Source organism: Streptomyces sp. Y7 (assembly GCF_043195415.1).
Lineage (GTDB): Bacteria > Actinomycetota > Actinomycetes > Streptomycetales > Streptomycetaceae > Streptomyces.
Genome location: NZ_JBIDDQ010000004.1, coordinates 369,578 through 396,541 on the forward strand (window position 1 = coordinate 369,578; position 26,964 = coordinate 396,541).

Genomic DNA, 26,964 nt, shown 5'->3' on the forward strand with positions numbered 1-26,964 from the left:
TATCACGCCCGATCCGCGACGCGTTCGCCGAGCAGACCTTGTGGCCTGAACAGCAGTACGAGGATGAGCAGAGCGAACGCCCACACGTCCTTCCAGGCGCCGCCGCCGAAGAGGTCCATGCCGGGGATGTCGCCGATGTAGCCGGTGGCGAGGGACTCGGCGACGCCGAGCACGATGCCGCCGAGCATGGCGCCGTAGATGTTGCCGATGCCGCCGAGGACGGCCGCGGTGAAGGCCTTCAGGCCCATCAGGAAGCCCATGCGGAAGCCGACCTGGCCGTTCTTCAGGCCGTAGGCGACGGCCGCGACGGCGGCGAACGCGGCACCGATGGCGAACGCCATGACGATGATGCGGTCGGTGTTGATGCCCATCAGCTTGGCCGTGTCCGGGTCCTGGGCGGTGGCCTGCATACCGCGGCCGGAGCGCGTCTTCGTGACGAAGAAGCCCAGGGCGAGCATGCACAGCGGCGCGGCTATGAGGACGAAGAGGTCACCGCGCTGGATGTTGGCGCCGAGGATCTCGATGGGGCCGCCGTGGAACTGCGGGAAGGGGTGGTCCTTCTTCGCGTCCGGGTACCACATCCACACGGCCTGCTGCAGGACGATGGACAGACCGATGGCGGTGATGAGGGGTGCCAGCCGTGGCGCGGTGCGTAGGGGACGGTAGGCGAAGCGTTCCGCCGCCGTGCCGACGGCGACCGAGACGAGGACGCCGCCGATGATCATGAGGGGGACTGCTGCCCCGAGGCCGAAGCCCTCGGGGAGTACCAACCAGACGGTGAGGGCCCCGAAGCCCCCGACCATGAAGATCTCGCCGTGGGCGAAGTTGATGAGCTGGACGATGCCGTAGACCATCGTGTAGCCGATCGCGATGAGTCCGTACATCGCGCCGAGGATGAGTCCATTGGCCAGCTGTTGCGGCAGTTCGTTCACCGCAGGGCCTCCGTGGAGTGGTTCGGATATGGCGCCGCGCGGGAGCGCCGATGGACGCTTCCCGCGCGGCCTGGATCAATGTGTGAGTGGGGAGTCTCTACTCGTCCCTCGTCAGCCGAGCTTGGGTTCGCCGCTGAACTCCGGCGCCCAGGCGTTGCTCTTGACCTTGTACGCGGTCATCGTGTGGTTCGTGGTGTCACCGAACTCGTCGAACGAGATGGTGCCGGTGACGCCGTCGAACTTGACCTTGGCCATGGCGTCCAGGACAGCCTTGCGGCCCTCGGACGGAACCTTGCCGTCGTTGCCCTCGACCGCCAGCTTCACGGCCTCGATGATGGCCCAGGTGGCGTCGTAGGTGAGGCCGCCGTACGCCTCGTACGCGTCCTCGTAGCCCGCCGCCTCGTAGTCCTTGATGAACGTCTTGGCGGAGTCGAGCTGCTCGACCGGCTTGCCCACGGAGGTCGCGAGGTCACCCTCGGCCTTCTTGTTCAGCTTCGGGAACTCACCGGAGTAGATGCCGTCGCCGCCCATGAGCGGGATGTTCTGGCCGCTGTCCTTGAGCTGCTGGCTCAGCGGACCGGCGGCCGGGTACTCGCCGCCGTAGTAGAGGGCCTGGGCACCGGTCTTCTTGATCTTGGCGACCACGGCGTTGAAGTCACGGTCGTCGGGGTTCACGTGGTCGGAGCCCACGATCTGGCCGCCGAACTTGGTGAAGTTCGCCTTGAAGGAGGCCGCGAGGCCGGCGCCGTAGGTCTTCTGGTCGTCGATCAGGTAGACCTTCTTCAGCTTCGCCTGGTTGTACAGGTAGTCGGCTGCGAAGGCGCCCTGGATCTCGTCCGTGGTGGCCGTACGGAAGAAGGTCTTGAACTGGCGGACCGAGTCGCCGGTCTTCCAGCCGTCGCCCTGGGTCAGCTCCGTACCGGTGTTGGCCGGGGAGACCTGGGTGAGGCCGGCGTCGTTGAACGGCTTCTGCATCTGCTGCGAGACGCTGGAGTTCAGCGGGCCGACGACACCGAGGACGTCCTTGTCGCTGATGAACTTCTGGGCGTTCTGCTGGCCCACGGAGGGCTGCGCCTGGTCGTCGAGAGCCTCGATCTTGAACTCGACGCCCTTGACGTACTCCTTCTTGTTGGCCGTCTTGGCGGCCAGGTCGGCGGAGTTCTTGATGCCGAGGCCGAGGGCCGACAGGTCGCCGGTCAGCGGGGCGTCGACACCGATCACAACCGTGGTCTTGTCGCCGTTGCTGCTGCCGCCGTCGTCGTCACGCGACCCACAAGCCGTGAGTGTCAGCGATCCCGCCGCGAGCGCGGCGGTTATGGCGATGATCGAACGTTGACGCACGAATCAGGTCCTTTCCCTGGCACGGCGGCTCCCCATGGAACTCGCCGAGTCGAGCGCTGGGCCGAAGTGACTTCGAATCCGATGGCGCGGTGACTGGCGGTGACTCTAAGCGGGGGTGGGGAACATGGAGGAGGCTCTGACCAATGCTGTGACGCTCTTGTTATGACACGGGGTAACCCTGAGCGGTACTCCGTGGGGGGAAGAGCGGATTTCCGGCCGATTCGCCCTGTCCACATTGTGAGAACTCGCAGCGTTCGCGCGTAGCTTCTTCACGAGTGTTCACGCGTTTTGGTGATTACCGGGGTCGTTGCCGGAGGCGACCAGGGGGGTGTGGGTGGCCTGTGCGAAAGAGGATCACGGCAGAGGAACTCTTGGTTCGTATTGCACCGGTATTACGCAGCGTTACGAATGTGAAAGGCGTTCGGCGCGCCCGGTCTTTTTCGTGCATAGGGCACCGAAATTGGAATGTCATTGCCTCGCTCAGCCCCATGGACCTCCGGTCGGCTCGCCCTCGCGGTACCGCTCCACGCACAACTCCCGTGCCCTGCGGTCGATCAGCCGGTCCGCCGCCCGCTCGTCCGCGCTCGCGCGCTCGGTCCGCGCGGCGTCGACGACCTTGCGCAGGATCTCGTACTGGCCGTCGGACAGGCCCATCGACTGGTAGTCGCCGTAGGTGTCGCCGGTCAGGGACCGGCGCGCCCAGTAGCCGATGAGCCGCGCGCACAGCCGCGCCGGTGAAGTGGCCGACGGAGAGGGGGAGTTGGCGCTCGCCCGGGGCTCGGAAGCGTTGCTCCCGGGTCCGGGGTCGCCGCAGCCGGCCACCGATACGGCGGCCAGCAGCGCCAGTCCGAGCGCGGCCCCCTTGCGGCGGGGCCCTCCCGTCGTCATGTCCCCGACGTTATGCCGTGGGGCGCCGGCGTTTCAACGGTCCGCGGGCGCAAGGGGGTTGTGGTCACATCGTCGTCGTCGGGGCGTAGGCGTCAGTTCGCCGACCGGAGGTGCTCCCCGTCGCCCGGCTTCACGTCCCGCAGCAGACAGGTGAGCCGCGCGCTGCACACCCGCCGCCCCTGCTCGTCGCTGATCACGATCTCGTACGTCGCCGTCGAGCGGCCCTGGTGCAGCGGCGTGGCCACGCCCGTCACCAGGCCGGAGCGCACCCCCCGGTGATGGGTGCAGTTGAGGTCGACACCGACCGCGATCTTGGAGCTGCCGGCGTGCAGCATCGACCCCACCGAACCGAGCGTCTCGGCGAGCACCGCCGAGGCGCCGCCGTGCAGCAGTCCGTAGGGCTGGGTGTTCCCCTCCACCGGCATGGTCCCCACGACCCGCTCCGCGGACGCCTCCACGATCTCCACGCCCGTGCGCGTACCGAGGTGCCCGGCGGAGAACAGTCCCGGCAGGTCGACGCCGAGCGCGGCGTACTCGTCGATGACCTCTTGCGGGAACTTCACGTGCTGCTGCTCGCCCATGGGCTCGGCTCCGTTCATGTGCTCAGTCGCTACGGGACGACTGAGCAAACGCTCAGTCGGTCGCCGATTGTTCCAGACGGACGACGACGGACTTGCTGGCCGGGGTGTTGCTGGTGTCCGCGGTGGCGTCCAGCGGGACCAGCACGTTGGTCTCCGGGTAGTACGCCGCCGCGCAGCCGCGGGCCGTCGGATAGTGCACCACCCGGAACCCGGGCGCCCGCCGCTCGACGCCGTCCTTCCACTCGCCGACCAGATCGACGTACGAGCCGTCGGCGATCTTCAGGCGCTGTGCGTCCTCGGGGTTGATCATGACCACCCGGCGGCCGTTCCTGATGCCGCGGTAACGGTCGTCGAGCCCGTAGATCGTGGTGTTGTACTGGTCGTGCGACCGCAGGGTCTGCAGCAGCAGCCGCCCCTCGGGGACCTCCGGGTACTCGACCGGGGCCGCCGTGAAGTTGGCCTTGCCGGTCGCCGTCGGGAAGCGGCGTTCGTCGCGCGGGGCGTGCGGGAGCGTGAAGCCGCCCGGTCGCGCCACGCGCGCGTTGAAGTCCTCGAAGCCGGGGATCACCCGCGCGATGCGGTCGCGGATCGTCGCGTAGTCCTTCTCGAACTCCTCCCACGGCGTGACGCTGCCCTCGCCCAGCACCCGCCGGGCCAGACGGCATACGATCGCCGGCTCCGACAGCAGATGCGCGCTCGCCGGCTCCAGCCGGCCGCGCGAGGCGTGCACCATGCCCATCGAGTCCTCGACGGTCACGGACTGCTCGCCGCTGCCCTGGAGATCGCGCTCGGTGCGGCCCAGCGTCGGCAGGATCAGCGCGCGGGCGCCCGTGACGACGTGGCTGCGGTTGAGCTTCGTCGACACGTGCACGGTCAGCCGGGCGCGGCGCATCGCCGCCTCGGTGACCTCCGTGTCGGGCGTGGCCGCCACGAAGTTGCCGCCCATCGCGAAGAAGACCTTCGCCTCGCCGTCACGCATCGCGCGGATGGCCCGTACGACGTCGAAGCCGTGCTCCCGCGGAGGCGCGAAGCCGAACTCCTTCTCCAGGGCGTCCAGGAAGGCAGGGGCGGGCCGCTCGAAAATGCCCATCGTGCGGTCGCCCTGCACGTTGGAGTGACCGCGCACCGGGCACACGCCCGAGCCCGGACGGCCGATGTCGCCGCGCAGCAGGAGGAAGTTGACGACTTCGCGGATCGTGGGCACCGAGTGCTTGTGCTGGGTCAGGCCCATCGCCCAGCACACGATGGTGCGCCGCGAGGCCAGGATCATCGACATGGCCTTGTCGATGTCCTCGCGCGTGAGGCCGGTCGCCGTCAGCGTCTCGTCCCAGTCCGCGGCACGGGCGGCCGCGGCGAACTCCTCGTAGCCATGCGTGTGTTCGCGCACGAACTCCTCGTCGACCGCGCCGTCCGTCTCCAGGATCAGCTTGTTGAGGAGCCGGAACAGGGCCTGGTCGCCGCCGATGCGGATCTGCAGGAACAGGTCCGTGAGCGCGGCGCCCTTGAGCATGCCCTGCGGCGTCTGCGGGTTCTTGAAGCGCTCCAGGCCGGCCTCGGGCAGCGGATTGACGGTGATGATCTTCGCGCCGTTCGCCTTGGCCTTCTCCAGGGCGGACAGCATGCGCGGGTGGTTGGTCCCCGGGTTCTGGCCGGCGACGATGATCAGCTCGGCCTTGTACAGGTCGTCGAGCAGGACGCTGCCCTTGCCGATGCCGATCGTCTCCGACAGCGCCGACCCGGACGACTCGTGGCACATGTTGGAGCAGTCCGGCAGGTTGTTCGTGCCGAGCTCGCGCGCGAAGAGCTGATAGAGGAACGCCGCCTCGTTGCTGGTGCGGCCCGAGGTGTAGAAGACGGCCTCGTCGGGGGAGCCGAGCGCGTCGATGTCCTCGGCGACGATGTCGAAGGCCCGCTCCCAGGTGACCGGCTCGTAGTGCGTGCCGCCCTCCGGGAGGTACATGGGATGCGTCAGCCGGCCCTGCTGTCCCAGCCAGTACCCGCTGCGCGTCGCGAGGTCCGCCACCGAGTGCGCCGCGAAGAACTCCGGAGTGACCCGGCGCAGGGTCGCCTCCTCGGCCACCGCCTTGGCGCCGTTCTCACAGAACTCCGCCTTGTGCCGGTGCTCCGGCTCCGGCCAGGCGCAGCCCGGGCAGTCGAAGCCGTTCTTCTGGTTGACGCTGAGCAGCGTCAGCATGGTCCGCTTCACGCCCATCTGCTGCTGCGCGATGCGCAGGGTGTGCCCGATGGCAGGCAACCCCGCCGCCGCATGCTGCGGCTCGGCGACCTGCGGCGCGTCCTGAACCGGATCACCCTTGGGCGGCTTGCTGGCCATCGCGCACTCCTCTTCACGTACACGTGTGAGCTACATCTCCGATCCTCGCACGCGGCACGGACAACACGGCGCGGGGTCCCGGCACCTGAGATCTCCCACCGCACGGGCCCGCACATCCCCTCCACAGCACCGCACCCCCGATGGGGACCGACTGTCAGTGGGGCGTGGCAGGATCGGGGGCGTGGCAGAGACAGCATCGAAGAAGACCGACAGCAACCCCGGGGGCAGCCGGCCCCGCCTGATGCTCATGGACGGGCACTCGCTGGCCTACCGCGCGTTCTTCGCGCTCCCCGCGGAGAACTTCACGACCGCGACGGGCCAGCCGACGAACGCGATCTACGGCTTCGCGTCGATGCTGGCCAACACGCTGCGCGACGAGGCGCCCACGCACTTCGCCGTGGCCTTCGACGTGTCCCGCAAGACCTGGCGCTCCGCGGAGTTCACCGAGTACAAGGCGAACCGCTCGAAGACCCCCGACGAGTTCAAGGGCCAGGTCGAGCTGATCGGCGAACTCCTCGACGCGATGCACGTCTCGCGCTTCGCGGTCGACGGCTTCGAGGCCGACGACGTGATCGCCACCCTCGCCACCCAGGCCGAGGCCGACGGCTTCGAGGTGCTGATCGTCACCGGCGACCGCGACTCCTTCCAGCTGGTCAGCGACCACACCACGGTGCTGTACCCGACGAAGGGCGTCTCCGAGCTGACCCGCTTCACCCCGGAGAAGGTCTTCGAGAAGTACGGACTGACACCCGCCCAGTACCCCGACTTCGCGGCCCTGCGCGGCGACCCGTCCGACAACCTCCCGGGCATCCCGGGCGTCGGCGAGAAGACCGCCGCGAAGTGGATCAACCAGTTCGGCTCGTTCGCCGAGCTGGTCGACCGTGTCGAAGAGGTCAAGGGCAAGGCCGGCCAGAACCTCCGCGACCACCTGGACGCGGTCAAGCTCAATCGCCGCCTCACCGAGCTGGAGCGCCAGGTCGAGCTCCCCAAGACCGTCACCGACCTCGCGCGCGAGCCGTACGACCGCAAGGCCGTGTCGATGATCCTGGACACCCTGGAGATCAGGAACCCGTCCCTGCGCGAGCGGCTCTTCGGCGTCGACCCCGGCGCGGAGGAGGCCGAGGCCACCCCGATCGCCACCGACGGCGTGGAGATCGACGGCGCGGTCCTCGGCACCGGCGAGCTGGCTCCCTGGCTGGCGGAGCACGCGGGCGAGGTGCTCGGCGTCGCCACCGTGGACACCTGGGCGCTGGGCACCGGCTCGGTCGCCGAGGTGGCGCTCGCGGCGGGCGGCGGCGCGGCCGGCTGGTTCGACCCGTCGCAGCTGGACGAGGCCGACGAGAAGGCGTTCGCGGCCTGGCTGGCCGACGCGGGCAGGCCGAAGGTCTTCCACAACGCCAAGGGCGCGATGCGCGTCTTCGCCGAGCACGGCTGGAGCATCGACGGCGTCCGGATGGACACCGCGCTAGCCGCGTACCTGGTCAAGCCGGGCCGCCGCTCCTTCGACCTGGACGCGCTGTCCCTGGAGTACCTCCACCGCGAGCTGGCGCCGGCCGCCGCGGCCGACGGCCAGCTGGCCTTCGGCGCGGACGACGGAGCCGAGGCCGAGGTGCTGATGATCCAGGCCCGCGCGGTCCTGGACCTGGGCGAGGCCTTCGAGGGCCGGCTGCAGGAGGTGGGCGCCGCGGACCTGCTCCGCGACATGGAGCTGCCGACCTCCGCGCTGCTGGCCCGCATGGAGCGGCACGGCATCGCGGCCGACCGGGCGCACCTGGAGGCCATGGAGCAGATGTTCGCGGGCGCCGTGCAGCAGGCCGTGAAGGAGGCGCACGCCGCGGCCGGACACGAGTTCAACCTGGGCTCGCCCAAGCAGCTCCAGGAGGTCCTCTTCGGCGAGCTCGCGCTGCCCAAGACGAAGAAGACGAAGACCGGCTACACCACGGACGCCGACGCCCTGGCCTGGCTGGCCGGCCAGACCGACAACGAACTGCCGGTCATCATGCTGCGCCACCGCGAGCAGGCGAAGCTGCGCGTCACCGTCGAGGGCCTGATCAAGACGATCGCGTTGGACGGCCGTATCCACACGACGTTCAACCAGACGGTCGCGGCGACCGGCCGCCTGTCCTCGACCGACCCGAACCTGCAGAACATCCCCGTCCGCACGGACGAGGGCCGGGCGATCCGCCGGGGCTTCGTGGTCGGCGAGGGCTTCGAGTCCCTGATGACGGCCGACTACAGCCAGATCGAGCTGCGCGTGATGGCCCACCTGTCCGAGGACGAGGGCCTGATCGAGGCGTTCACCTCGGGGGAGGACCTGCACACCACGGCCGCCTCACAGGTCTTCTCCGTGGAGCCGACCGCGGTGGACGCGGAGATGCGGCGCAAGATCAAGGCCATGTCCTACGGCCTGGCGTACGGCCTGTCGGCGTTCGGCCTCTCGCAGCAGCTGAACATCGACGCGGGCGAGGCCCGCGCTCTGATGGACGCCTACTTCGAGCGCTTCGGCGGCGTACGCGACTACCTCCGCCGCGCGGTCGACGAGGCACGGGCGACCGGCTACACGGCGACGCTCTTCGGTCGCCGCCGCTACCTCCCCGACCTCAACAGCGACAACCGCCAGCGCCGCGAGGCGGCCGAGCGCATGGCCCTCAACGCCCCCATCCAGGGCACGGCGGCGGACATCGTCAAGATCGCCATGCTGAACGTGGACCGGGCCCTGCGCGAGGAGAACCTCACCTCCCGCATGCTCCTGCAGGTCCACGACGAAATCGTCCTGGAAGTCGCCCCCGGAGAACGCGAGGCGGCCGAGACCGTGGTCCGCCGCGAGATGTCCGACGCCGTCCACCTCAGGGTCCCCCTGGGCGTCTCGGTCGGCGACGGCCCGGACTGGGAATCAGCAGCGCACTGACGCCTCCGGCCCCCGAACAGACACCCACCCCGCGCCCCACAAGGGGCGCGGGGAACTGCGCGACCGGCCACGACGAACCGGCGGTCACATCGGAACCCGGCCGGCCTCCGGCACGCCCAAGGGGCGCGGGGAACTGCGCGCCCAGCCACGACGTACCGGCAGCCGCAAAACCACAGCAGCCCGCCGGTCACATCGGAACCCGGCCGGCCTCCGGCACGCCCTAGGGGCGCGGGGAACTGCGCGCCCAGCGACAACGGACCGGCAGCCGCAAGATCACCGCGCGCCGCCGGTCACATCGGAACCCGGCCAGCCTCCGGCATGCCCTAGGGGCGCGGGGAACTGCGCGACCGGCCACGACGAACCGGCAGCCGCAAGACCACCGCGCGCCGCCGGCCACGACGGACCCGCGGTCCCAGAACCACAGCACCCGGCAGACGCAGCGGGACCCGGCCCCACCCCCGGAGGGACCGTCACCCACGTGGCCCCCGCAAACACGCTCCCGCCACCCCCCGCCCGTAAGGATGCGGGCATGGGTATACGCACGCTCCACCGCCGGACGGCACCGGCACCGGCGAACGTGGACAGCCAGGACACCCCCTCCACCAAGCCGCCCTCGGTCCCACCGTTCGCCGCCGACGCCGGCACCGCCCGCATCCCGACCGACCGCACGGCCCCCCTGCGGCGCACGGCGGCAGCCCTCCGCGACCGGCTGACCCTCGCCCGCACCGCGCTCCCGCGCTACCGCCCCGTCCGCGTCATCACGGTGTTCCTCGCGACCGCCCGTGCCCTCAGCGAGCAGCAGGGCGGCTCGGCTCCCGCCCCGCCCCACCGGCCCCCGCACTGCCCGGGCGCGGAAGAGGACGCCACACCCTGACCCCGAGGGCGTACAGCACCAGCCCGAGGACGAGCCCCGCGCCCGCACCGAAGCACAGCGTCGGAATCAGCTCCCAGTACTTCGCGGTCGATCCCCAGGACGCCCACCACCGCGACGCCCGCTGCCCGGCGGCCACCGCGGCCAGGCCGCCGATCACGGCGCCGGCCCACCAGCGGTCCCGTACGGAGAGCGCGGGAACCCCGACCGGCGCGGCCGGAACCGTCCGCCCCAGGGCCACGACCACGAACGCGGCGATGACGACCGCCGCCACCGCCGAACCGCCGTACTGGAGGTACCAGTACAGCGGCGACCCCGCGATCTCCTCGCCCAGCACGGGGAACAGCCGCATGCCCCAGCGGTCGAGATGCGTGAACGCGTCCCACACGACATGCGTCAGCGCGCCGAGCACGGCCGAGACGTACCAGCGCGCCGCCATCGAAAGCCCCACACGCGTGCGTGGCGCCCCGCAGCGCAGCAGCGTGGCCACCCGGGCCTGCCGCCCGGCCGGCAGCAGCGCCACGAGCGGTTCGCGCAGCAGGAGCCACAGGCCCACCAGCGCCCAGGCGACCACCACGTCGACCGTGAACACACCCCCGAACGAATGCGTGACGTCGCCGAACTCCATCGCCCCGGGCAGGACACTCGCCGCGTAATAGGTCATGTCGGGAGCGAACGAACCTGCCACCAGCACGGCCGGTACGAGCGTGCCCCGGCCGGTTCCGTCGGTGCGCACGCCCGGCAGCACCGCCGCCGCATGGCTGAGTGTGAACGGCAACGGGGCTCCTTGCGCGGGGTGTTGCGGGACCTGTACGTCCAGGTCGTCGGAGTAGCCAGTATGGGGGGCGTACGACGGACAGCTCTCACATGGCCAAGGGGTAAAAATCGGGCGCCAACGGGTGACCCTGCAAAGGAAGTTGTCGTAGGGTCGCCTGGGTCGCCGCGGCAGGGCATGCGGTCGAACAGATGAACAGCGACGAAGGTGCGCCGCGAGGGCAACTGTCGGGGCCGGTCGATCGTCACTACAAAGGCGAGCGCAGCGGCTCGGCAGACAGAGATGGGCGCTCGGGCGTCCGCGGGAGGGGTCCATTTCATGGCGGCGCAATTCGGCAGGCTCCGCAAGGGCGCGGTGAACACCACGGTCGCCGCGGTCGTGGTCGCGGCACTGGCCGCGTCCCAGGCTCCGGGCGTGACGACCGACGACGCCGGCAGAAAGGTCACCACCGGCACCCAGCCGTCCCCGGACACGCCCGCCGAGAACAGCGCGACCGGCAACTCGCCGTACTACACGGACCTGCCGCCGCTCAACAGCCCCAATCCCTCGCCCACCACCGGCACGCCGGCCACCCAGGGCACGAGCGAGGCGGGCATCCCCGCGACCGTCCTCGACGCCTACAAGAAGGCGGCGACCGCGCTCCAGCAGGCCAAGCCCGGCTGCAACCTCCCCTGGGAACTGCTCGCCGCCATCGGCAAGGTCGAGTCGGGACAGGCACGCGGCGGCCGGGTCGACGCGATGGGCAACACGCTCTCCAAGATCCTCGGCCCGCAGCTCAACGGCAACGGCTTCGCGAGCATCAGCGACACCGACGGCGGCGCCTACGACGGCGACAGCTCCTACGACCGTGCCGTCGGCCCGATGCAGTTCATCCCGTCCACCTGGGAGTGGGCCGGCCGCGACGGCAACGGCGACGGCAAGAAGGACCCCAACAACGTCTACGACGCCGCGCTCGCCGCCGGCCACTACCTGTGCCGCTTCGGCTGGGACCTGTCCACCCAGGCCGACCTCGACAGCGCGATCCTCAGCTACAACAACTCGCAGGACTATCTGAACCTCGTCCTGACGTGGCTGGAGTACTACCGCAAGGGCACCCACGAGATCCCGGACGGCACGGGCACCCTCCCGTCCGACCGCAGCGACGACACGGCGGGCGCGAGCCCCACGCCGACGACGCCCGGCACGCCGACCACGCCGGCGTCGCCGAGCACCCCGAAGCCGGGCGGCGGCACGACGAGCCCCGAGCCGACCTCGCCGCCGAGCACGACTCCGCCCAGCACGCCGTCGCCCACCCCCACCGACACCGTCCACCACCTGGAGGACGCGGGGACCGCCAAGCTCAGCGCCATGGCGGGCGACGCCTTCACCGAGAAGATCACCGCCCGCGCCGAGACCAAGGCCGGCAAGGCGGTCCCGAAGGTGCGGATCCGCTTCGCGGTCATCGGTGCCACCGACGCCGCCTTCAGCACCGGCGAGAAGTACGCCACGGTCCTCACCAACAGCATCGGTGAGGCGGTGGCGCCCGCGCTCAGGGCCGGCGAGAACACCGGCGAGTTCGTCGTACGCGCCACCGTCGTCGGCCGTACGGTCGCCGGCCTCGACTACACGGCCACCGTCACCGAGCGCGCCGCCGACACCCTCGCCCGTATCGGCGAGGCCGCCCTGACCTGCACCCCGGGCGGCGAGTTCGCCGACCAGGTCGAGGTGAAGGCGACCTACAAGGGAGCCGTCGCGGACAAGGTCGCGGCCACCGCCACGCTCATCAAGTCGGCGGACGACCCGGCCGAGAACGACAAGGGCCCCTACTTCAAGGACGCCGACGGCAAGACGGTGCGCACTCTCACCGGTCTGACGACGGACGCGAACGGCCTGCTGAAGCTGCCCAAGCTGTACGCCGACGACACCACCGGCACGTTCCTGCTCCGCATCAACACCGCGGGCGGCGCGACCCTGACCGTCGAGCTGAAGGTGGCGGCCGAGACGACGCCGACGCCGACCCCCTCGGAGTCGGAGTCCGGCTCGGCCACGGCGAGCCCGAGCCCCAGCGCGTAACGCCACCGGCACCCGCACCCGTACGAAGGGCGCTCCTCCGCTCCGGCGGACGGGCGCCCTTCGTCTGTGTGTGCAACGTGTTCTCATCTCGCCCGCGCGTTGCTACGGTGCCGGACCTGACGATGTATCAGATGAATGCCGCATCAGTTCCGCGGTTCCGGGAGGCCCGTATGCGCGCCCTGATCGCCGCCGCGACCGGTCTCGCCGCCGCGCTCGCCCTGGTCCTCGCGGTCACCGCGATGGGCTCGCCGGCGGGCGAGACCTCCCCGAAGCCACTGCTGACGACGGTGCCCGCACACCCGTAACCGCCCCGTCCGGGAGGGAGGCCGAGATGCGCCGCAAGGCCGGCCTGATCCTGCTCGCCCTCGCCGTGTTCTTCGCGGCCCTGTCCCCGCTGCTGCGTTGGTACGCCTTCCCGCGCCTGGCGAAGATCCCCGCGAACCAGTACCAGGACATGGTCCTGGAGGCGAAGGACGCGACCCTCCTCGACTACGGCACGATGCAGGCCCGCAAGGTCCCCAAGGTCACCATCGTGCAGACGCTGAAGGGCAACGTCGAGGAGTCGGAGAAGATCGAGAAGACGGCCGGCAAGGACGTCGTCGTCTGGGACGGCCTGTCCTATGTCGTGGGCCCCGACGGCAAGATGGTCTCCAAGATCCCCGAGCGCTACATCTTCGACGCCCACAGCCAGGAACCCGTGCACGCCACCGGCGAGATGGTCGACGGCGATCCGGTCAGGCGGCAGGGCATCGAGTTCAAGTGGCCCTTCCTGACGGAGAAGCGGGACTACGAGTACTTCGACGCCCAGGCGCGGATCACCGCCCCCATCCACTACAAGGGCACGCAGGACTTCCGCGGCGTCGAGGTCTACTACTTCGAGCAGACCATCCCGTGGACCAAGGTGACGTTCCCCAGGACGATGCCGGTCGAGGGCATCACACCGGAGTCCGTCGCCAAGACCGGCACCACCCGCTGGTACACCACCGTCCGCAAGTTCTGGGTCGAACCCCTCACCGGCGCCCCCGTCTACGGCGAGGAGATCCACAAGGAGGAACTGCGCGGCGGCACCCTGCTCGGCGGCCGCGACAAGGTGACGGCATTCGCGGGCCACGTGAAGATGCGCGAGGACTACATCGAGCACACCGTCGACCTCGTCAGCTCCAACCGCACCCTGGTCCTGCTGCTGACGTCGTACCTGCCCTGGGGCTTTCTGACCCTGGGCGTCCTCCTCCTCCTGCTCTCCCTCTATCTGGAGGCACGCGGCCGCCGCCCCGGCGACCCGGAACCGACGAGGGACACCGAGCCGGAGCCGGTCACCGCCTGAGCCGGGCGTTGGTGTGCCGGGTCGGCTCGGCGCCGGCCGGGTCCTCGGGCCACGGATGCTTCGGATAGCGACCGCGCAGCTCCGCCCGTACGCCCTTGTAGCCGTCCTTCCAGAAGGAGGCGAGGTCGGCCGTGACGGCCGCGGGCCGCCCGGCGGGGGAGAGGAGATGGACCAGGAGCGGCACCCCGGCCACGGCCGGCGACTCGTGCAGGCCGAACATCTCCTGCAGTTTCACGGCGAGCACGGGCTGCTCCGGATTGCCGTAGTCGATCCGGATCCTGGACCCGCTGGGTACGGTGATCCGCTCCGGGGCCAGCTCGTCCAGCCGCCCGGCCTCCCCCGAGGCCCACGGCAGCAGCCGCGTGAGCGCCTCCCCGGCGTCGATCCGCGCCAGATCCCCGCGCCGCCGCGCCCGTCCCAGCTCGGGCTCCAGCCACTCGTCCACACGCGCGTGCAGCGCCCCGTCGGAGACGTCGGGCCACGGCTCCCCGAGATGCAGCCGCAGAAAGGCGAGCCGCTGCCGCAGCACACCGGCATCGGCGGACCACCGCAACAGGCCGAATCCTTCCTGCCGCAGCCCTTCGAGCAGCGCGTCGCGTACGAGGCCGGGGTCGGCGTCGGTCAGGGGCCGCACCGCGAGCTCGATCGCCCCGAGCCGCTCGACCCGCCGGGCGACGACGTCCCCGTCGGCCCAGTGCACCTCCTGGCCCGAGTGATACAGCGAGGCCGCCGCCGAGCGCGCCGTGTCCTCGTCCACCACGGCGGCGAGCTGCACGCGTGCGTGCCCCTTGCCGACGGGCCGGTCCGCCACAGCGACGGCGATCCACGGCGCCCCGCGCAACGGACTCCCCTCACGGAGCTCGGCCCGCGTCCCGGAGGCCATGAGATAGGAACCCCCGTCGGCCTTGGCGACCCGCTCGGGAAACGCGAGGGCGGCCACCAGCCCGGCGACGCGGTCGTCCCCGCCGCCCCGTGCCTGCGTACTCCCGTCGTTCGCCCGCAGTCGCCGGACCTCCGCGCGCCAGCGGCCCGCGTAGGTGTCACCGCCGCGTCGGGCCGTCCGCAGGGCGGCTGCCAGGTCGTCTCCGTAGTCCCTCGGGGGCTCCTCGCTCAGCAGGGCCACGGCCTCGGCGCCCTCACCCGACGCGTCCAGGAGTGCGCGGCCCAGCCGGGGATGCAGCCCCAGGCGGGCCAGTGCGGTGCCCCGTGGTGTGGCGCGCCCGTCGGTGTCCACCGCCCCGATGGCCGTCAGGACGCTTCTCGCCGCCGCCATCGCGCCGCCGGGCGGCGGATCCAGGAGGGCCAGCCCCGTCGCCTCCGGGTCGCCCCAGCACGCCGCCTGCAGAGCGAACGCCGTCAGGTCGGCCACCTTGATCTCCGGCGACGGGAAGCGCGGCAGCCGTACGTCCTCGGCCTCCGCCCAGCAGCGGTACACCGCGCCCGGCGCCTCACGTCCGGCCCGCCCCGCCCGCTGCCGCCCGGCCGCCTGCGAGGCCCGTACCGTCGTCAGCGCGCTCAGCCCGCGCGCGTGGTCGACGCGGGGCTCCCGCGCCAGCCCGGCATCGACGACCACCCGCACCCCGGGAACCGTCAGCGACGACTCCGCCACGGACGTCGCCAGCACCACCCGGCGCCGCTCACCGCCGGCCAGCACCGCGTCCTGCACGGCCGCCGGCGCCCGCCCGTGCACCTGCAGCACCTCGACGTCCCCGAGGTCCCCGAGCTGCCCGGCCACCCGCGCGATCTCGCCCGTGCCCGGCAGGAAACACAGCACGTCTCCGGCCCGCTCGGCCAGCGCCCGCCGCACCACCGACGCCACATGCGTCAGGAGCGCCGGGTCGACCCGCATGCCGTGCGGCGGCCGCACGGGACGCGCCGGCGGCGCCCAGACCACGTCCACGGGGTACGAGGCGCCCTCGGCCTCGACGACCGGCGCGTCGCCCAGCAGCCGCGCCCACCCCTGCGCGTCCGTCGTCGCGGACGCCGCCACCAGCCGCAGCTCCGGCCGCAGCGCCTGCCGTACGTCCCACAGGAACGCCGCGACCGTGTCCGCGTCCAGATGCCGCTCGTGGCACTCGTCGAGGATCACGACGTCGACGCCCGCGAGCTCCTGGTCGCGCTGCAGGCGCTGGAGCAGCACGCCGGTCGTGACGACCTCCACACGCGCGTGCCGTCCGACGACCCGCTCCCCGCGCACCGTGTAGCCGACGCTCTCGCCGACCTTCTCGCCGAGCAGCCACGCCATCCGCCGCGCGGCGGCCCGGGCGGCGATCCGCCGCGGCTCCGCGACGACGACCCGCCGGCCCGGCCCCTCGCCGAGCAGCCCGGCCAGGGCGAGCGGCACCAGCGTCGTCTTGCCGGTGCCGGGCGGTGCGACCAGTACCGCCGTGCCGTGCCCGTCCAGGGCGTCGGTCAGACCGGGCAGGGCACCGCGTACGGGCAGCGCGTCCAGGGCGTCGTAACGGATCACCCGCTCAGTCTCTCCCCCGGCCTCCGGCCGGGAGCGCCCCCGTCTCGCTCCGCTCGCAGACGAAGATGGCCGTCCCCGGGATCAGGTTCCCGCGCAGCGGCGACCAGCCGCCCCACTCGGAGGTGTTCCAGGCCGGCCACTCCGGCTCGACCAGGTCCACCAGCCGGAACCCTCCGGCCACCACGTCCCGCACCCGGTCGCCGAGCGTGCGGTGGTGCTCGACGTAGACCGCGTTGCCCTCGTCGTCCTGTTCGACGTACGGCGTGCGGTCGAAGTAGGAGGCGGCGACGGACAGGCCCTCCGGGCCGGGCTCGTCGGGGAAGGCCCAGCGGATCGGATGGGTGACGGAGAAGACGAAACGGCCGCCCGGCCGCAGGACCCGCCGCACCTCACGCAGCACGAGTACCGGGTCGGCGACGAACGGCAGCGCGCCGTACGCCGAGCACGCCAGGTCGAAGGAGCCGTCGGCGAAGGGAAGGGCGCCCGCGTCGGCGCACACCAGGGGGAAGGCGCCCCCGATGCGCAACGAGTGCTGGAGCTGGCGGTGGGAGATGTCCAGGGCGACCGGACGGGCCCCCTGCGCGGCCAGCCAGCGCGAGCACTGCGCCGCGCCGGCGCCGATCTCCAGGACGTCCTTGCCCTCGAGCTCCTCCGGCGGGCCGAGCAGCTCGGCCTCCACCTCGTCCAGACCCTCCGGGCCCCACACGAAGCGGTCGTCGCCGAGGAAGGTGCCGTGCTCGACCTGGTACTCGTCGGCGTTGCGGTCCCACCAGCCCCGGTTGGCCCGGGAGCTCTCGGTGACATCGGCCTGACGCCGGGTGGCCTCCGGTTGGAAGGAGGCGTCGGAGGCGCCGGGTGCGCCGGGGACGCCGGCCGGCACGTCGGACGCGATCTCGGGCGATACGGGCTCTTGGATGATCGGCTCCCTCGTCGTACTCTTCCGTCACCTGAATGGCGCGGCCCCTCCCGGCGGTGTCACGAAAGGGACTGCCCAAGGCCCGCGTGGCCTCAAGAGACAGGTTTTGTGCCGGGTATGGGGCGATCCGCCCCGGGTGTGCGGCTTCGCGCATTGACCCTGTCCGGCTGCCCCCGTATGCTACAAGTTGCGCTGCGGGCCTGCGCACCTCAGACGTAGCAGGCTGCGCTCGCATCTGTTGTATGTCCCCTCGGTTGTCGAGGCGTCATCACCTTCACCGGTGGGGCGCTTCCTTGGCTGTCCGGCTTCTTCAGAGCGATACGGGCTCCCGGCGTAGCAGTACCTACGACTTCAATGTCCGTACCGGAGCCCTTTCCCACATGACGAGCAGCACCGAGACCACCGCCACCACCCCGCAGGTTGCGGTCAACGACATCGGTAACGAGGAAGCCTTCCTCGCCGCTATCGACGAGACGATCAAGTACTTCAACGATGGCGACATCGTCGACGGCGTCATCGTCAAGGTTGACCGGGACGAGGTTCTCCTCGACATCGGTTACAAGACCGAAGGTGTCATCCCGAGCCGCGAGCTCTCGATCAAGCACGACGTCGACCCCAACGAGGTCGTCGCCGTCGGTGACGAGATCGAAGCCCTTGTTCTCCAGAAGGAGGACAAGGAAGGCCGCCTGATCCTCTCGAAGAAGCGCGCCCAGTACGAGCGTGCCTGGGGCACCATCGAGAAGATCAAGGAAGAGGACGGCATCGTCACCGGTACCGTCATCGAGGTCGTCAAGGGTGGTCTCATCCTCGACATCGGCCTCCGCGGCTTCCTCCCGGCCTCCCTGGTCGAGATGCGCCGTGTTCGCGACCTCCAGCCCTACGTGGGCAAGGAGCTCGAGGCCAAGATCATCGAGCTGGACAAGAACCGCAACAACGTGGTCCTGTCCCGCCGTGCCTGGCTGGAGCAGACCCAGTCCGAGGTCCGCCAGACGTTCCTCACCACCCTCCAGAAGGGTCAGGTCCGTTCCGGCGTCGTCTCCTCGATCGTCAACTTCGGTGCCTTCGTGGACCTGGGTGGCGTCGACGGTCTGGTCCACGTCTCCGAGCTGTCCTGGAAGCACATCGACCACCCGTCCGAGGTTGTCGAGGTCGGCCAGGAAGTCACCGTCGAGGTCCTCGACGTCGACATGGACCGCGAGCGTGTCTCCCTGTCGCTGAAGGCGACGCAGGAAGACCCGTGGCAGCAGTTCGCCCGCACCCACCAGATCGGCCAGGTCGTGCCCGGCAAGGTCACGAAGCTGGTTCCGTTCGGTGCGTTCGTCCGCGTGGACGAGGGCATCGAGGGTCTGGTCCACATCTCCGAGCTGGCCGAGCGCCACGTGGAGATCCCGGAGCAGGTCGTCCAGGTCAACGACGAGATCTTCGTCAAGGTCATCGACATCGACCTCGAGCGCCGTCGCATCAGCCTCTCGCTGAAGCAGGCCAACGAGGCCTTCGGTGCCGACCCGGCGACGGTCGAGTTCGACCCGACCCTGTACGGCATGGCCGCGTCGTACGACGACCAGGGCAACTACATCTACCCCGAGGGCTTCGACCCCGAGACCAACGACTGGCTCGAGGGCTTCGAGTCCCAGCGTGAGGTGTGGGAGAACCAGTACGCCGAGGCGCAGACCCGCTTCGAGCAGCACCAGCAGCAGGTCATCAAGAGCCGCGAGGCCGACGCCGCTGCCGCTGCCGAGGGTGGCGACAACGCGGGTGCGGCTCCGGCCGCGTCCGGTGGCGGTTCGTACTCCTCCGAGGGCGCCGACAACAGCGGTGCGCTTGCCTCGGACGAGGCGCTTGCCGCGCTGCGCGAGAAGCTGGCCGGCGGCCAGAGCTGAACGCCTGCCGCTGAGGCTTAGCCTTTGACTGAGGGGCCGCACCTTTCGAGGTGCGGTCCCTTTGTCATTCGTCCGCGGCGCTGTTGTGGCTTGTCGCGCCCACGCGGCGGAGCCGCATATGGACACAGCCCCGCGCCCTCAGGGGGTTGCCCGCAGCCGGCAAGATCATGAACTCCTCGTCCTCGGGAATGCCGCCGCCCGTAAGGGTGTTGTCACGTATGGACACGAGGAGGAGCGGTCACAGTGCTTGATCCGCAGGGTTTGTACGCATGGGAGCCGAAGGGCCTCGCCGTGGTGGACATGGCGCTCGCCCAGGAGTCGGCCGGTCTTGTCATGCTCTACCACTTCGACGGATACATCGACGCGGGTGAGACCGGCGACCAGATCGTCGACGGGCTCCTCGACTCACTGCCCCACCAGGTCGTCGCCCGCTTCGACCACGACCGGCTGGTCGACTACCGCGCCCGCCGGCCGCTGCTGACGTTCAAGCGCGACCGCTGGGCCGACTACGAGGTGCCCTCCATCGAGGTGCGGCTCGTCCAGGACGCCACCGGAGCGCCCTTCCTGCTGCTGTCCGGCCCTGAGCCGGACGTGGAGTGGGAGCGTTTCGCGGCCGCCGTCAAGGAGATCGTCGAGCGGCTGGGCGTGCGCCTGTCGGTGAACTTCCACGGCATCCCCATGGGCGTCCCGCACACCCGCCCGGTCGGCCTCACCCCGCACGGCAACCGCACCGACCTCGTCCCGGGCCACAGCAGCCCCTTCGACGAGGCACAGGTCCCCGGCAGCGCCGAGTCCCTCGTCGAGTACCGGCTCATGGAGTCCGGGCACGACGTCCTGGGCGTCGCCGCGCACGTGCCGCACTACATCGCCCGCTCCCCGTACCCGGACGCCGCCCTGACCGTTCTGGAGGCCGTCACCGCGGCGACCGGACTGGTCCTGCCCGGCATCGCGCACTCCCTGCGCACCGACGCCCACCGCACGCAGAACGAGATCGACCGCCAGATCCGCGAGGGCGACGAGGAGCTCACCAACCTCGTCGAGGGCCTTGAGCACCAGTACGACGCCGTCGCCGGCGCCGAGAGCCGCGGCAACATGCTCGCCGAGCCGGTGGACATCCCGTCGGCGGACGAGATCGGCCGGGAGTTCGAACGGTTCCTGGCCGAGCGCGAGGGCGAAGGCTGAGCGGACTGCCCCGACGGCTGACCGGACGGCCGGCTCCGGGAGCCGGTCCTGCCCGGTGCGCCGTCGGTGGCAGGACCTAAGCTGTCGGTCATGCTGAAGGTGGGCCTGACCGGCGGTATCGGCGCCGGAAAGAGCGAGGTGTCACGGCTGCTCGTGGAGCACGGGGCCGTGCTGATCGACGCGGACCGGATCGCGCGGGAGGTCGTGGCGCCGGGCACCCCCGGTCTCGCCGCCGTCGTGGAGGCGTTCGGCGAGGACGTCCTCGCCGCGGACGGCAGCCTGGACCGGCCCAAGCTGGGCTCGATCGTCTTCGCGGACGCCGACAGACTCGCCGTGCTCAACTCGATCGTGCACCCCCTGGTCGGCGCCCGCTCCCGCGAGCTGGAGGAGGCCGCCGCCGGTGACGCCGTCGTCATCCACGACGTCCCCCTCCTCACGGAGAACGGCCTGGCGCCGCTGTACGACGTCGTGGTCGTCGTGGACGCGGGTCAGGACACCCAGCTCGACCGGCTGGTCCGGCTGCGCGGCATGACCGAGGAGGACGCACGCGCGCGGATGGCCGCCCAGGCGACGCGTGCACAGCGCCGGGAGATCGCGGACATCGTCATCGACAACGACGTACCACTGGAGGAGCTTCAGCGGCGCGTGAAGGACGTATGGGACGAGCTCGTGCGCAGGGCGCACGGGGACGCGTCGCCGGGCATCTGAGGGCATCCGTCCCGGGCGCCCCAGGAATAGCCCTGTTCCGTTCGCGCGTTGAACCCTCGCAGTGAGGGAAGGACTCTGCCGTGCCCGAGACCAGCGGTTCGACCGGACGTACGCCGGAGACGCATGTCATCGACTTCCGCGCCGCCGAGCAGCTGCTCGCCGCGCGGGACCCGCGGGGCGCGGTGAAGCTGCTCGACGAGGTCATCGCCGTGCACCCGGAGAACACCGCCGCCCGGCTGCTGCGGGCGCGTGCCTTCTTCGCCGCCGCGCAACTGCGGCCCGCCGAGCTGGAGTTCACGATCGTCCTGGAGCGCGAGCCGGACAACGCGTTCGCGCACTTCGCGCTCGCCCGCACCTACGAACGCCAGGGCCGGGCCGGCCAGGCCAAGCGCCACTTCCGGCTGGCGGCCGCACTCGACCCGAACCCGCAGTACCTGAAGGCGGCGCGGTTCGACGCGTGAGCGACGGCGGCCGGGGTGCCCTTGCGGCGCCCTCGGCCGGTGGCAGGGGTGATCTGACGGCTCCCTCGGCCGGTGGCAGGGGTGCCCCGGTGGTGCCCTTCGCCGGTGGCCCGGGACTTGGCGGCCCCGGCGGAGCTACGGCGGCGGCCGGTCCGGGTACTGCCGCGTCGGCGGTGCCGGGGGTGTTCCCGGCGGTGGCCGCGGTGGGCGGTAGGGACGGTTCTCGGGCGGGAGGTACGGCGGGACGTCGCGGCCCGGCTGGTAGTGCGGCCCCTGCCGGATGTGCCGCAGGATCATGGCCATGTCGATCGTGATCACCAGCCACAGCACCCCGCAGGCCGCGGCCCAGCCGGGGCGTCCCGCCAGGGCGAACGCGGCGGTGCCGAAGATCGCCCAGAGCACACCCCACACGCACAGCCAGAAACGGACCCGCAGTGCACTGCGCGCCGTCGTAGGCTCACTGCCCGTACGCATCGGATCACCACTCCTTCTTGAAACGTACTCCTCGTTCCTTCCGCAGGGGGCTCAGTGCTGCCGGACACCGATGAACTCGCCGAAGTGCTCCTCGACCTCTCCGTACCCCATGAGGACGTCAACGACCTCGTACGGATGGGCCGACGGGTGACGGACGATCCGGAGCTACGGGGGTTCCTGGAGCGGTCCGTCGACGAGCTCGTCCGGGGGATGGGCGAGGTCGGCGGCCCGGTCGACCTTCCCGACCTCGACTGGGCCTCGGGGCCCCTGCAGCGCTGCTTCCCCGTGTACGTGTTCGTCGCGGCGCTGCCGTACACCCGCGCCTACCACCGCGAGCGCGGCATACCGGCCGACGTCACCCGGCGTACCCTCGCCGACCTGGGGCGGAACATGGCCGTGCACCGCAGGCGGCACGGCCGGGCCGGCCTGCAGGCGCCGTGGTGGCTCATCCATCACTTCCGGGGCGAGCTGTACCAGCTGGGCCGGCTGCAGTTCGAGCGGGCGCGGCTCGGGCAGCGCGCCGGGACGCGGCTGGCGGCGGCGGGGTTCGACGTGGGCCCGGACTCCCTCTGCCTCAACGTCCACATACCCGACTTCCGCGGTCCGATGTCGCCGCCCGTGGTCGACCGTTCGCTGGCGCTGGCCCGGGAGTTCTTCGCGCTGCACTTCCCGCTGGAGCGGTACCGGGTGGCGACCTGCCACTCCTGGCTGCTGGACGAGCAGCTCAGGAAGTACCTTCCCGGCGACTCCAACATCGTCCGCTTCCAGGAGCGGTTCCGTCTCGCCCGCGAGGACCGGGAGCCGGCCGACACCGAGCCGGTGCAGTTCGTCTTCGGCGACCCGGAGCTGCCGATCGAGAGCCTGCCGCGCGGCACGGCCGTGGAACGGGCCGTCGGTGATCATCTGCGGGCGGGCGGTCACTGGTACATCGGCCACGGATGGCTGCCGTTCCAGGACCAGGGCTGAAATTCCCTTCGTACGGCGATGAGTTCGGGAGCGAGGGCCGGTCTACCTCTGTGACAGCACCACGGACCGCTGAACACAGGAGACCCCCGATGTCCGAGACCACCGCCTCCCTCACCACCGCCGCATCCGTCACCTCCCGCCCCGTCATCGCCGAGTCCGCGACCCCGCGCGGCCGTCGCGCCCGGATCGCCCTGCGCGGCCTGCAGATCCTGCTCGCCCTCTTCTACGCGTTCGCGAGCGCTCTGCCCAAGCTCATCGCGCACCCTTCGGCCGCCGAGGGCTTCGACGAGCTCGGCTGGGGCAGTGCGGGGATGTACACCATCGGCGCGCTCGAACTGGCCGGTGCGATCGCCCTGTTGGTCCCGGTGCTCCAGTCGGTGGCGGCGATGGCGCTGAGCGCGCTGATGGTCGGTGCGTTCGTCGTCACGATCACCGCCTACGGTGGCGAGAACGCGGCCACGCCGCTCATCCTCATCGTGCCGCTCGCCCTGATCGCCTGGGCCCGGCGCAGTTCGAACACGGATCTGCTGCGGCTGGTGCGACGGCGCGCGTGAGCCGACCGCGGCGTGCGCCGACGGGTGCGGGCCGCATGCGGTTGATCGCGCGTTTCCCCGCGCCCCTGAGCCGGCCCGACGGCCGTCGGCTCAGGGGCGCGGGCAATTGCGCGAGCGGCCCACCGGCCCCGCACCCGCCGCCGAACCCGGAAGTCCCGAGCTGCCGGGCGGCGCATGTCGGAGTCGGCGACGCATGTCAGCGTTCGCGCGGTCGCCCCGCGCTGCCGCCCATCAGACCGCGCAGCCGTTCCCACTCACGGCGGTCCCGCTTGGTGGGCCGGCCGGTGCCGCGGTCGCGGATGCCGGCCGGGGCGACGGCCTCGCGCGGCGGGGGAGGAGGCGAGTTGTCGACGAAGCACTGGGCCGCGACCGGCGGGCCGACCCGCTTGCGGATGAGCCGCTTGACGACGACGATCCGCTCCCGGTTCTCCTGCCGCACCCGTACCTCGTCGCCGATGCGCAGGCTGTGCGAGGGCTTCACGTTGTGGCCGTTGACCCGCACGTGCCCGCCCTTGCACGCGGCGGCGCCCATCGAGCGGGTCTTCACCAGGCGTACGGCCCAGATCCAGCTGTCGACGCGCACGGACTCGCCGTTCTGCACGCCGGCGGCCTGCGCCGCGGCCACGGCGTCGGCGATCTTCGGGTCGACGGGCGTGGCCGTCGGGTCGTCGGCCGGCGTGGCGCTCGGCGAGTCGGCGGGCCGCTCGGGGGCCGCCGCGTCGTGGCGCTGCCCCTCGGCGGCGTCGTCCCGCTGCTCGTCATCCTCGGCTGCCATGCCTCGACCTTAGTCCCCGTACCGACCGGGCAAGGCCGTACGGTGGAGCTGTGGACGCCCTCGACGATCTCGACCTGCGCGTTTCGGGCTGCCGGGCCTGTCCGCGGCTGGTCGACTGGCGCGAGGAGGTGGCCCGCACCAAGCGCGCCGCGTTCGCCGACCGGACGTACTGGGGCCGCCCGGTGCCCGGCTTCGGCCCGCCGGACGCCCGGCTGCTGATCGTCGGGCTCGCGCCCGCCGCGCACGGCGGCAACCGCACCGGCCGGATGTTCACCGGCGACCGCTCCGGTGACGTGCTGTACCAGGCCCTGTACGACGTCGGGCTCGCCTCGCAGCCCACGTCGGTCGCGATCGACGACGGACTGGAGCTGTACGGCGTCCGCGTCACGGCACCCGTGCACTGTGCCCCGCCCCAGAACAAGCCGACCCCCGGCGAACGGGAGACCTGCAGGCCCTGGCTGGTGCAGGAGCTGAGGCTGCTGCGGCCGACGGTCCGGGCGGTCGTCGTGCTCGGCGCGTTCGGCTGGCAGGCGACGCTGCCGGCGCTGGCCGAGGCGGGGTGGCGGGTGCCCAGGCCGCGGCCCGCGTTCGGACACGGCGTCCGCGTCGAGCTCGACGGGCTGGGAGGGGGTGATCGGCTGGGAGGGGATGACCGACTGGGAGGTGGTGATCGGCTCGGAGGGGATGACCGGCTCGGAGGTGGTGACGGCCTCGGAGGGGGCGATGGGCTCCACCTCTTCGGCTGCTTCCACGTCAGCCAGCGCAACACCTTCACCGGGAAGCTGACGCCCGCGATGCTGCGGGAGGTGCTGAGCACGGCGGCGCAGGCGGCGGGGCTCGGAAAGTGAGGGGACGCAATCGCCGTACGGACGATACGTTGCCCGGATGGGCCTGTATCCGCAGATCGAGCCGTACGAGCACGGCCTGCTCGACGTCGGCGACGGCAACCGCGTCCACTGGGAGACCTGCGGAAACCCGCACGGCAAGCCCGCACTCGTGCTGCACGGCGGGCCCGGATCCGGCTGCACCCCGTACTTCCGGCGGCTGTTCGATCCCGAGGCGTACCGGATCGTGCTGCTGGACCAGCGCGGGTGCGGGCGCTCCACACCGCGTGCGAGCGCGTACGAGACGGACATGAGCGTCAACACGACGGCTCATCTCCTCGCCGACCTGGAGCTGCTGCGGCGGCACCTCGGGATCGGACGGTGGCTGGTGTGGGGTGTGTCATGGGGTTCGGTCCTGGGGCTGCGGTACGCGCAGACGCATCCGGACGCCGTGTCCGAGCTGGTGCTGACGGGGGTCACGACCGGGTCGGACTCCGAAGTCGCCCTGCTGACAAGGGGGTTGGGGCGGATCTTCCCCGAGGCGTTCGAGCGGTTCGTGGCCGGGGTGCCGGCCGCCGAGCGGGGCGGGGACCTCGCCGCCGCCTACCACCGGCTCATCGAGTCGCCCGACCCCGAGGTGCGGGCGCGGGCGGCGCGGGCCTGGACGGACTGGGAGACGGCGATCGTTCCGGCGCCGCCACGCTCGGTGGAGCGGTTCGAGGACCCGGGATTCCGTATGGGCTTCGCCCGGACCGTGACGCACTACTGGGGCAACGGGCATTTCCTGGGCGAGGGCGATGAGGACGGGGTCGTCCTGCGGGACGCGCCCTTGCTGAAGGGCATCCCGGGCACGCTCGTGCAGGGCAGCCTCGACCTCGGGAACCTGTCGGGCATCGTGTGGCGGCTCCATCACGCCTGGCCCGGCAGCGAGTTGGTGGTGGTCGACGAGGCGGGGCACGACGCCGGCGCGCCCGGGGTGGCCGACGCGCTGGTGGCGGCCACGGACAAGTACGCGCGGCGCTAGCGGGCCTCGCCGTCCTCGCCGTTTCCCGCGAGGCTGCCTCCCGGGAGATCGTCCCCGAAGAGGTGGCGGACCGTCGAGCGGTAGTTGGCCTGCACGTGGGTGAGCGTGTGGGTACGGGCGCGCTCGGGGTCGCCGGAGGCGATGGCCTCGTACAGGTCCCGGTGCTCGGTGAGGAGCTGGGACCACTCCTCGTTCTGCCGGGTGAGCCAGCGCAGGCGGCCGTCGACCGGTTCCATGACCGAGGTCAGCAGGCTGTTGCCGGCCATGGCGAGGATCCTGTCGTGGAACCGGGTGTTGACGTCGGTGATCGCCTCGCCGTCCCCGGCCTCGGTCGCGCTCGCCGCGGCACGCAGCAGCTCCCGCAGGTCGGCGAGGTCCTCGGGCGTCGCCCGTGACGCCGCGAGGCCGGCCGCGTACACCTCGAGCGCCTCGCGCAGCTCGAAGAGTTCCTTGACGTCGTCGGGGCTCAGTCGCCGTACGACCGTGCGACGGGGCGTCTCGAAGTGGACGAACCCCTCGGCCACCAGGGCACGGATCGCCTCGCGGACCGGAACCCGGGAGACCCCGAAGCGGTCGGCCAGCTCACGCTCGACCAGGCGATCGCCCGGAAGCAGCCGGCCCGCGATGATGTCCTGCCGCAGCGTGGCCAGGACGCGCTCGCGGACCGCCCCGAGCGGTTCGATCTTCGTCATGGGGCCATCTTCGCCGACTCCGGGTGTGTTTTAC

The 26,964-nt window shown here is 71.2% G+C and carries 24 protein-coding genes; 13 read left to right on the forward strand and 11 right to left on the reverse strand.

Annotated features, from left to right (window positions below):
• Positions 1-2 precede the first annotated feature (2 nt).
• From ACGFW6_RS15165 to ACGFW6_RS15185, 5 genes are all read right to left on the reverse strand, one after another.
• Complete coding sequence (locus tag ACGFW6_RS15165) at positions 3-932, reverse strand: branched-chain amino acid ABC transporter permease (protein WP_150503540.1); 930 nt, start codon at positions 930-932, stop codon at positions 3-5.
• A gap of 111 nt (positions 933-1,043) precedes the next feature.
• The gene (locus tag ACGFW6_RS15170) at positions 1,044-2,273 is read right to left on the reverse strand and encodes a branched-chain amino acid ABC transporter substrate-binding protein (protein ID WP_393508586.1); all 1,230 of its coding nucleotides are present in this window, start codon (positions 2,271-2,273) and stop codon (positions 1,044-1,046) included.
• A 480-nt stretch (positions 2,274-2,753) separates the two neighbouring features.
• Positions 2,754-3,161 carry a hypothetical protein gene (locus tag ACGFW6_RS15175; protein WP_393508589.1) on the reverse strand — a complete coding sequence of 136 codons (408 nt, stop codon included), beginning with the start codon at positions 3,159-3,161 and terminating at the stop codon, positions 2,754-2,756.
• A 92-nt stretch (positions 3,162-3,253) separates the two neighbouring features.
• Positions 3,254-3,742, reverse strand: coding sequence for a hotdog fold thioesterase (locus ACGFW6_RS15180; protein ID WP_393508834.1), 489 nt, complete (start codon positions 3,740-3,742; stop codon positions 3,254-3,256).
• 52 nt (positions 3,743-3,794) lie between these two features.
• A complete protein-coding gene (locus ACGFW6_RS15185) occupies positions 3,795-6,074 on the reverse strand; it encodes an FdhF/YdeP family oxidoreductase (RefSeq protein ID WP_393508592.1) in 2,280 nt (759 codons plus the stop codon).
• A gap of 181 nt (positions 6,075-6,255) precedes the next feature.
• On the opposite strand from ACGFW6_RS15185, the gene polA reads away from it, so the two are divergent.
• Entirely contained in the window at positions 6,256-8,982 is a 2,727-nt protein-coding gene (polA, locus tag ACGFW6_RS15190) for a DNA polymerase I (RefSeq protein ID WP_393508595.1), read from the forward strand.
• A 529-nt stretch (positions 8,983-9,511) separates the two neighbouring features.
• The gene (locus ACGFW6_RS15195; RefSeq protein WP_393508598.1) at positions 9,512-9,856 is read left to right on the forward strand and encodes a hypothetical protein; all 345 of its coding nucleotides are present in this window, start codon (positions 9,512-9,514) and stop codon (positions 9,854-9,856) included.
• Here ACGFW6_RS15195 and ACGFW6_RS15200 read toward each other — a convergent pair.
• A complete protein-coding gene (locus tag ACGFW6_RS15200) occupies positions 9,771-10,631 on the reverse strand; it encodes a DUF4184 family protein (RefSeq protein WP_393508600.1) in 861 nt (286 codons plus the stop codon). The genes ACGFW6_RS15195 and ACGFW6_RS15200 overlap by 86 nt on opposite strands.
• A gap of 315 nt (positions 10,632-10,946) precedes the next feature.
• Between ACGFW6_RS15200 and ACGFW6_RS15205 the strand changes: the two genes are divergently transcribed.
• The 3 genes from ACGFW6_RS15205 to ACGFW6_RS15215 all read left to right on the forward strand — a co-directional run bounded on the left by ACGFW6_RS15205 (position 10,947) and on the right by ACGFW6_RS15215 (position 14,004).
• Positions 10,947-12,680: a lytic transglycosylase domain-containing protein gene (locus ACGFW6_RS15205; RefSeq protein ID WP_393508603.1), complete on the forward strand. Its 1,734-nt coding sequence runs from the start codon at positions 10,947-10,949 to the stop codon at positions 12,678-12,680.
• A gap of 170 nt (positions 12,681-12,850) precedes the next feature.
• Complete coding sequence (locus ACGFW6_RS15210; RefSeq protein ID WP_190070545.1) at positions 12,851-12,985, forward strand: SPW_0924 family protein; 135 nt, start codon at positions 12,851-12,853, stop codon at positions 12,983-12,985.
• 26 nt (positions 12,986-13,011) lie between these two features.
• Positions 13,012-14,004, forward strand: a complete 993-nt coding sequence (locus tag ACGFW6_RS15215) for a DUF3068 domain-containing protein (RefSeq protein ID WP_393508606.1) — start codon at positions 13,012-13,014, stop codon at positions 14,002-14,004.
• Here ACGFW6_RS15215 and hrpB read toward each other — a convergent pair.
• Positions 13,994-16,474, reverse strand: a complete 2,481-nt coding sequence (gene hrpB, locus ACGFW6_RS15220; protein ID WP_393508609.1) for an ATP-dependent helicase HrpB — start codon at positions 16,472-16,474, stop codon at positions 13,994-13,996. The two genes, ACGFW6_RS15215 and hrpB, sit on opposite strands and share 11 nt — an antisense overlap.
• 4 nt (positions 16,475-16,478) lie before the next feature.
• Positions 16,479-17,354: a class I SAM-dependent methyltransferase gene (locus ACGFW6_RS15225; protein WP_393508611.1), complete on the reverse strand. Its 876-nt coding sequence runs from the start codon at positions 17,352-17,354 to the stop codon at positions 16,479-16,481.
• A gap of 416 nt (positions 17,355-17,770) precedes the next feature.
• Between ACGFW6_RS15225 and rpsA the strand changes: the two genes are divergently transcribed.
• The 4 genes from rpsA (at position 17,771) to ACGFW6_RS15245 (ending at position 21,621) form a co-directional block, all read left to right on the forward strand.
• On the forward strand, positions 17,771-19,270 hold the full coding sequence (rpsA, locus tag ACGFW6_RS15230; RefSeq protein WP_381453629.1) for a 30S ribosomal protein S1: 1,500 nt from the start codon (positions 17,771-17,773) through the stop codon (positions 19,268-19,270).
• Between the two features lie 243 nt (positions 19,271-19,513).
• Positions 19,514-20,452: a PAC2 family protein gene (locus ACGFW6_RS15235; RefSeq protein WP_393508614.1), complete on the forward strand. Its 939-nt coding sequence runs from the start codon at positions 19,514-19,516 to the stop codon at positions 20,450-20,452.
• Positions 20,453-20,542: 90 nt separating this feature from the next.
• Positions 20,543-21,160, forward strand: coding sequence for a dephospho-CoA kinase (gene coaE / locus ACGFW6_RS15240; protein ID WP_393508616.1), 618 nt, complete (start codon positions 20,543-20,545; stop codon positions 21,158-21,160).
• Between the two features lie 80 nt (positions 21,161-21,240).
• Positions 21,241-21,621 (forward strand): tetratricopeptide repeat protein, encoded by a 381-nt coding sequence (locus tag ACGFW6_RS15245; RefSeq protein WP_393508619.1) that lies wholly within the window; start codon positions 21,241-21,243, stop codon positions 21,619-21,621.
• Positions 21,622-21,756: 135 nt separating this feature from the next.
• Here the strand turns inward: ACGFW6_RS15245 and ACGFW6_RS15250 are convergent, their stop codons facing one another.
• Entirely contained in the window at positions 21,757-22,095 is a 339-nt protein-coding gene (locus tag ACGFW6_RS15250; protein ID WP_393508622.1) for a DUF6343 family protein, read from the reverse strand.
• 54 nt (positions 22,096-22,149) lie between these two features.
• Between ACGFW6_RS15250 and ACGFW6_RS15255 the strand changes: the two genes are divergently transcribed.
• On the forward strand, positions 22,150-23,061 hold the full coding sequence (locus ACGFW6_RS15255) for an acyltransferase domain-containing protein (protein ID WP_393508624.1): 912 nt from the start codon (positions 22,150-22,152) through the stop codon (positions 23,059-23,061).
• An 89-nt stretch (positions 23,062-23,150) separates the two neighbouring features.
• Complete coding sequence (locus tag ACGFW6_RS15260) at positions 23,151-23,615, forward strand: DoxX family protein (protein ID WP_393508627.1); 465 nt, start codon at positions 23,151-23,153, stop codon at positions 23,613-23,615.
• Between the two features lie 196 nt (positions 23,616-23,811).
• Here the strand turns inward: ACGFW6_RS15260 and ACGFW6_RS15265 are convergent, their stop codons facing one another.
• A complete protein-coding gene (locus tag ACGFW6_RS15265; protein ID WP_393508630.1) occupies positions 23,812-24,390 on the reverse strand; it encodes an RNA-binding S4 domain-containing protein in 579 nt (192 codons plus the stop codon).
• A 50-nt stretch (positions 24,391-24,440) separates the two neighbouring features.
• Between ACGFW6_RS15265 and ACGFW6_RS15270 the strand changes: the two genes are divergently transcribed.
• Both ACGFW6_RS15270 and pip read left to right on the forward strand, forming a co-directional pair.
• Positions 24,441-25,238 (forward strand): uracil-DNA glycosylase, encoded by a 798-nt coding sequence (locus ACGFW6_RS15270; protein WP_393508633.1) that lies wholly within the window; start codon positions 24,441-24,443, stop codon positions 25,236-25,238.
• Positions 25,239-25,275: 37 nt separating this feature from the next.
• Positions 25,276-26,238: a prolyl aminopeptidase gene (gene pip, locus ACGFW6_RS15275; RefSeq protein WP_393508636.1), complete on the forward strand. Its 963-nt coding sequence runs from the start codon at positions 25,276-25,278 to the stop codon at positions 26,236-26,238.
• On the opposite strand, the gene ACGFW6_RS15280 is transcribed toward pip, so the two are convergent.
• Positions 26,235-26,930: a GntR family transcriptional regulator gene (locus tag ACGFW6_RS15280; RefSeq protein WP_393508639.1), complete on the reverse strand. Its 696-nt coding sequence runs from the start codon at positions 26,928-26,930 to the stop codon at positions 26,235-26,237. The genes pip and ACGFW6_RS15280 overlap by 4 nt on opposite strands.
• Between the last annotated feature and the right edge of the window lie 34 nt (positions 26,931-26,964).

Coding starts and splice junctions, on each gene's coding strand:
- ACGFW6_RS15175 (WP_393508589.1), bottom strand. CDS start 3,161: ATGACGACGGGAGGGCCCCGCCGCAAGGGGGCCGCGCTCGGACTGGCG.
- ACGFW6_RS15180 (WP_393508834.1), bottom strand. CDS start 3,742: ATGGGCGAGCAGCAGCACGTGAAGTTCCCGCAAGAGGTCATCGACGAG.
- ACGFW6_RS15185 (WP_393508592.1), bottom strand. CDS start 6,074: ATGGCCAGCAAGCCGCCCAAGGGTGATCCGGTTCAGGACGCGCCGCAG.
- ACGFW6_RS15195 (WP_393508598.1), top strand. CDS start 9,512: ATGGGTATACGCACGCTCCACCGCCGGACGGCACCGGCACCGGCGAAC.
- ACGFW6_RS15205 (WP_393508603.1), top strand. CDS start 10,947: ATGGCGGCGCAATTCGGCAGGCTCCGCAAGGGCGCGGTGAACACCACG.
- ACGFW6_RS15210 (WP_190070545.1), top strand. CDS start 12,851: ATGCGCGCCCTGATCGCCGCCGCGACCGGTCTCGCCGCCGCGCTCGCC.
- ACGFW6_RS15215 (WP_393508606.1), top strand. CDS start 13,012: ATGCGCCGCAAGGCCGGCCTGATCCTGCTCGCCCTCGCCGTGTTCTTC.
- rpsA (WP_381453629.1), top strand. CDS start 17,771: ATGACGAGCAGCACCGAGACCACCGCCACCACCCCGCAGGTTGCGGTC.
- coaE (WP_393508616.1), top strand. CDS start 20,543: ATGCTGAAGGTGGGCCTGACCGGCGGTATCGGCGCCGGAAAGAGCGAG.
- ACGFW6_RS15250 (WP_393508622.1), bottom strand. CDS start 22,095: ATGCGTACGGGCAGTGAGCCTACGACGGCGCGCAGTGCACTGCGGGTC.
- ACGFW6_RS15260 (WP_393508627.1), top strand. CDS start 23,151: ATGTCCGAGACCACCGCCTCCCTCACCACCGCCGCATCCGTCACCTCC.
- ACGFW6_RS15265 (WP_393508630.1), bottom strand. CDS start 24,390: ATGGCAGCCGAGGATGACGAGCAGCGGGACGACGCCGCCGAGGGGCAG.
- pip (WP_393508636.1), top strand. CDS start 25,276: ATGGGCCTGTATCCGCAGATCGAGCCGTACGAGCACGGCCTGCTCGAC.
- ACGFW6_RS15280 (WP_393508639.1), bottom strand. CDS start 26,930: ATGACGAAGATCGAACCGCTCGGGGCGGTCCGCGAGCGCGTCCTGGCC.